The 4,736-nt window shown below is 64.5% G+C and carries 5 protein-coding genes, 1 tRNA gene and 1 pseudogene; 3 read left to right on the top strand and 4 right to left on the bottom strand.

Annotated elements, in window-relative coordinates; genetic code table 11:
• Nucleotides 1–10: 10 nt before the first annotated feature.
• Nucleotides 11–87: transfer RNA gene (locus EOA33_RS24890), tRNA-Met, on the bottom strand.
• A gap of 240 nt (nt 88–327) precedes the next feature.
• Between EOA33_RS24890 and EOA33_RS24885 the strand changes: the two genes are divergently transcribed.
• A complete protein-coding gene (locus EOA33_RS24885; RefSeq protein ID WP_126058589.1) occupies nt 328–1,293 on the top strand; it encodes a Gfo/Idh/MocA family oxidoreductase in 966 nt (321 codons plus the stop codon).
• A 42-nt stretch (nt 1,294–1,335) separates the two neighbouring features.
• Here the strand turns inward: EOA33_RS24885 and mnmA are convergent, their stop codons facing one another.
• Nucleotides 1,336–2,526 (bottom strand): tRNA 2-thiouridine(34) synthase MnmA, encoded by a 1,191-nt coding sequence (gene mnmA, locus EOA33_RS24880; RefSeq protein ID WP_126058590.1) that lies wholly within the window; start codon nt 2,524–2,526, stop codon nt 1,336–1,338.
• A gap of 261 nt (nt 2,527–2,787) precedes the next feature.
• Here mnmA and EOA33_RS24875 point away from each other — a divergent pair, with 261 nt between their 5' ends.
• The gene (locus EOA33_RS24875; RefSeq protein ID WP_006203587.1) at nt 2,788–3,063 is read left to right on the top strand and encodes a DUF1153 domain-containing protein; all 276 of its coding nucleotides are present in this window, start codon (nt 2,788–2,790) and stop codon (nt 3,061–3,063) included.
• A 68-nt stretch (nt 3,064–3,131) separates the two neighbouring features.
• Here the strand turns inward: EOA33_RS24875 and EOA33_RS24870 are convergent, their stop codons facing one another.
• Complete coding sequence (locus EOA33_RS24870; protein WP_126058591.1) at nt 3,132–4,058, bottom strand: NADP-dependent oxidoreductase; 927 nt, start codon at nt 4,056–4,058, stop codon at nt 3,132–3,134.
• Between the two features lie 164 nt (nt 4,059–4,222).
• On the opposite strand from EOA33_RS24870, the gene EOA33_RS24865 reads away from it, so the two are divergent.
• Nucleotides 4,223–4,552, top strand: a complete 330-nt coding sequence (locus EOA33_RS24865) for a helix-turn-helix domain-containing protein (RefSeq protein ID WP_245455409.1) — start codon at nt 4,223–4,225, stop codon at nt 4,550–4,552.
• Between the two features lie 67 nt (nt 4,553–4,619).
• Here the strand turns inward: EOA33_RS24865 and EOA33_RS41550 are convergent.
• Nucleotides 4,620–4,736, bottom strand: a pseudogene (locus EOA33_RS41550) (flagellar export protein FliJ); the annotation flags it as partial.

The following is a 4,736-nucleotide window of genomic DNA, read 5'->3' as shown; positions in this document are numbered from 1 at the left end:
GTGGGAGCGATGGTAGCGGGAGAGGGACTTGAACCCCCGACCCCAGGATTATGATTCCCGTGCTCTAACCAACTGAGCTACCCCGCCAGGGCGGTGAAAGGCCCGAAATCTGCCTCAAACCGCAAGGCATGTCGGGGCGTTCACCAAGGTCGGCGCGGATATAAGGTTGGCAGGGCAAGCCTGTCAAGCTTCGATACGATCAGTCGCCCGGCATATTCGCGCAACCCCAAAAGCTTTGCCGGACAGGCATCTGATCTGGGCTACCGGGGTTGAGTTCGACCGGGCACGTCGCTATGTCTCGGCCACGAAATTCTAGAGTTTGAACGAATGAAGCCGCGCATTGCAGTCCTCGGTTGCGGATACTGGGGCAGCAACCATATCCGCACCCTCAAGGCGCTCGGCGCCTTGCACGCGGTTTCGGATCTCAATCGCGCCCGCGCGGAAGGCTTTGCCAGCGAGCAGGACTGCCTGGCGATCGAACCGGAGCAATTGTTCACCCGCGACGACGTCGACGCCATCATCATGGCGCTGCCGCCGCAGTTCCATGCCGACATGGCGGTGCGCGCCGTCGAGGGTGGCAAGGACGTGCTGGTGGAGAAGCCGATCGCGCTGACGGTGGCCGACGCCGAGCGCTCGGTCAAGGCGGCCAAGGATAATGGCCGCGTCTTCATGGTCGGCCATGTCCTGCGCTTCCACCCCGCCTTCGAGACGCTCAAGGGTCTGATCGACAATGGCGAGCTCGGCGAGGTGCGCTACATCCATTCGCATCGCCTCGGCCTCGGCAAGTTCCATACCGAGAACGACGCGCTGTGGGACCTCGCGCCGCACGATCTGTCGATGATCCTGGCGATCACCGGCACGGAACCGATCGAGGTCAGGGGCGAGGGCGCGGCGCTGCTCGACAATCTCAGCGACTTCGCGCATCTGCACATGCGCTTTCCCAACGGCCTGCGCAGCCATCTGTTCGCATCGCGGCTCAATCCCTATCGCGAGCGGCGGCTGACGGTTGTCGGCACCAAGGCTATGGCGGTGTTCGACGATGTCGAACCTTGGGAGCGCAAGCTTGCCGTCTATCGCCATGCGGTCTGGCAGGACAGCGGCCAGTGGGCCTTCACTACCAACGAGCCGTCCTATGTGGCGGTCGGTGAAGGCATGCCGCTGACGCGCGAACTCGCGCATTTCATGCAATGCATCGAAACCCGGGCCGAACCCCGCACCAGCGGCGAGGAAGCGATCAGGGTGCTGCGCATCCTGACGGCGGGTACAGTCACCCACACCGGATCTTCATCCTGAGCCTGGCCTAAACCGTCCAGAGGATCGTGGCGATGTGCCGCGCTATTCGGCGGGGATCTGCGCCGGGCGGGCGGCAAGCCGCGTCAGCATGGCCTCGGCCTCGGCGCCGCGCTCCGAGCGTTCGATGAAGCCGCCGCCGAACACGCGCGCCTCGTTGCCGTCGTCGGAATAGAGCACGCAGGCCTGGCCGGGCGCGATGCCCGACTCGCCGTCGACCAGTTCCACCGAGGTGACGCCATCGCGGTGATGCAGCACCGCCGGACGCGGCGGGCGCGTCGAGCGGACCTTGGCGAACAGCTCCAGCCCGCCGGCCGGCACGTCGGCGAGCGGCCCGTCGCCCAGCCAGTTCATGTTGCGCAGATAGATCTTGTGCGTCTCCAGCGCCTCGCGCGGGCCGACGATGACGCGGGCGCGGTCGGCGTCCAGATGGACGACATAGAGCGGCTCGCCGGAGGCGATGCCGATGCCGCGGCGCTGGCCGATCGTATAGCGCAGGATGCCTTCATGGCGGCCGAGCACGCGGCCGTCGATGTGGACGATGTCACCGGGATTGGCGGCGGCCGGCTTCAGCTTGGCGATGATGTCGGAATATTTGCCCTGCGGCACGAAGCAGATGTCCTGGCTGTCCTGCTTGGTGGCGACCGTTAGCCCCATCTCCTCGGCGATGGCGCGAACCTGCGGCTTCGACAGGCCACCCAGCGGAAAGCGCAGATAGTCGATCTGCGCCTGCGTGGTGGCGAACAGGAAATAGCTCTGGTCGCGGTCGGCATCGACCGGGCGGTAGAGCGCGCGATGGGCGCCGTTGGCGCCGGAGCGGATGTAGTGGCCGGTGGCCAAAGCATCGGCTCCAAGGTCCTGCGCGGTTGCCAGGAGGTCGGCAAACTTCACCGTCTGGTTGCACGAAACACAGGGTATCGGCGTTTCTCCGGCGACATAGGAATCGGCGAAGGGATCGATGACCGCCTTGCGGAAGCGCTCCTCGTAGTCGAGCACGTAATGCGGGATGCCGAGTGTCTCGGAGACACGGCGGGCATCGTCGATGTCCTGGCCGGCGCAGCACGAGCCGGCGCGATGTGTCGCCGCGCCATGGTCATAGAGCTGCAGCGTGACGCCGACGACGTCATAGCCTTCGCGCTTCAGGATGCCGGCGACGACAGAGGAATCGACGCCGCCCGACATGGCGACGACGACGCGGGTGTTTTCGGGGCGTCCGGGAAGGTCGAGGCTGTTCATTGTACTTTCGTTCTGCGTGGCGTCTGAATGCCAATGGCCGGAATATAGGTCAAGCACCCGCGTGGCGCCAGCGTCTCCCGGACGGGTCGATTTTTTGCCTGCAAAATCAATGCCCGGCGGCGCATCTCTCAAATGCCGAGGAAAACGCTAACGCGACGTTCACGATCCTTACCTAGTCATTAGGGTTCGCTTAGGCAATTTTTAAAGCTGTGGCGGTACTGTGGCGGGGATTGGGTCTTTGAGTTTTTTGTAGAGAGTACGATGACCGATCTGGTTAGACCGCGAGTCAAGTATGTTATCGGGCCTGACGGCAGCCCTCTTACGATTGCCGATCTGCCGCCGACCAATACACGGCGCTGGGTTATCCGGCGCAAGGCGGAAGTGGTGGCCGCGGTGCGTGGCGGCCTGCTCAGCCTCGAAGAGGCTTGCCAGCGCTACAAGCTCACCACCGAGGAATTCCTGTCCTGGCAAGCGTCGATCGACGAATACGGCCTTGCCGGGCTGCGCACGACGCGCATCCAACAATACCGGCATTGAGGCCTGTTCAGGCTAAACGAAGGGCGCGGTAAACCGCGCCCTTCGTTTTTTGTCGGATCGTCCCGCGCTCAGACTGCCAGCACCACCTTGCCGATCGGCCTGGCGGCGAGGAAGGCATGGGCGTCGCCGGCCCGCGCCAGCGGAAAGCTTTCCGCCACATGCACGGCAAGCTTTCTCGCATCGACCAATTTCCCGAGTTCAATGAGACCGTCGCGATCCGGCACCACCGACATGCGCTCGACGCGGATGCCGCGGGCGCCGGCCGTTGCCCTGGTGGCGTCGTGAACGTTAAGCAGCGACACCAGCATGCCGCCGTCACGCACGACTTTCAGCGACTGGTCGGCATGATCGCCGCCGATTGCGTCCAGCACCAGATCGACATCGCCGACCTTTTCGGTGAAATCACCTGCGGTGTAGTCGACGACCTCGTCGGCGCCGATCGAGCGCACGAAGTCGAGCTTGTCCGGACTGGCGGTCGCTATGACATGGGCGCCGTGCGCCTTGGCGATCTGCACCGCCAAATGGCCGACGCCGCCGGCCGCCGCGTGCACCAGCACGCGCTGACCCTTTCTCAGGCCGCCGTGGCGGACGAGGCCTTGCCAGGCTGTCAGGCCGGCCAGGGGCAGCGCCGCGGCGTGGATGTGATCGATGCTTTCGGGCTTTGGCGCAATCTCATCGGCGGGGGCCACGGCCAGTTCGGCGTAGGCCGCCGCCTGCTTCGGAAAGTGCGGCATGCCGAACACCTGATCGCCAACCTTGAGGCCGGTAACATCGGGGCCAAGCGCCTCGATGGTTCCGGAAATGTCCCAGCCGAGGATGAAGGGCGGCTCGCCGAGCAGCGGATAGTTGCCGCCGCGCACCGCGCCGTCGACAGGGTTGATGCCGGCGGCGCTGACGCGGACCAGCACTTCGCCGGCCTTCGGCGCCGGGTCCGGCCGGTCGGCGATGACAAGGACGTCGGGACCGCCGACGGTATTCTGGGTAACGGCACGCATGAGAGGCTCCTCGATGTTGGTGTGCCGCTATCATTTGGATAGTAATATTCTCTTGTCTAGTATGTACCTTATCTATATATAGGCAGCTCATGGATAGTGATTGCGGCGCCCCCTTCGGCTATGATGCATTCCGGCGGACGTGCCCTTCGCACACCGTGCTCGAAATGCTGGCCAGCAAATGGGTCTACCTGACCGTCTGCGCGCTGCGCCGCGGGCGGATGCGCAATGGCGAGCTGGCCCGCAAGCTCGAAGGCATCACGCCGAAAATGCTGACTCAGACGCTGCGTGTGCTCGAGCGCGACGGGCTGGTGCGGCGGGAGATCTTTCCGGTGATCCCGCCAAGGGTCGAATATGAGCTGACCGATCTCGGCCGGAACCTGGCGGGACTGCTCAATCAGATACAGTCCTGGTCGGAAGAGCACGCGCCCGACATCAAGGCGGCCCGCACCCGGGCATCGATGGACCGTCAAGCGGATCTTGCGACGCTGGACTGAGCGGCCGCCAGGCTCCTGGCCGGCGGTTCGCCGGCTTGCGTCGCGCGGATAGCGCTCGTCGGCGGCTTTACCCGATCATTGCGCTGCGGCCGCCGAGTTCGGCGTCGCGAATCTTGGTGTCGCGTGATTCCAGCATCTCTGCCTTGGAAAGCTCCGCTTCAGCTTCGCCGAGTAATGATTCGGC

The organism is Mesorhizobium sp. M4A.F.Ca.ET.050.02.1.1, from assembly GCF_003997725.1.
In the GTDB taxonomy this organism is placed as follows: domain Bacteria; phylum Pseudomonadota; class Alphaproteobacteria; order Rhizobiales; family Rhizobiaceae; genus Mesorhizobium.
The sequence above is the reverse complement of the archived record's forward strand: the minus strand, read 5'-3'. Positions and strand labels throughout refer to the sequence as shown.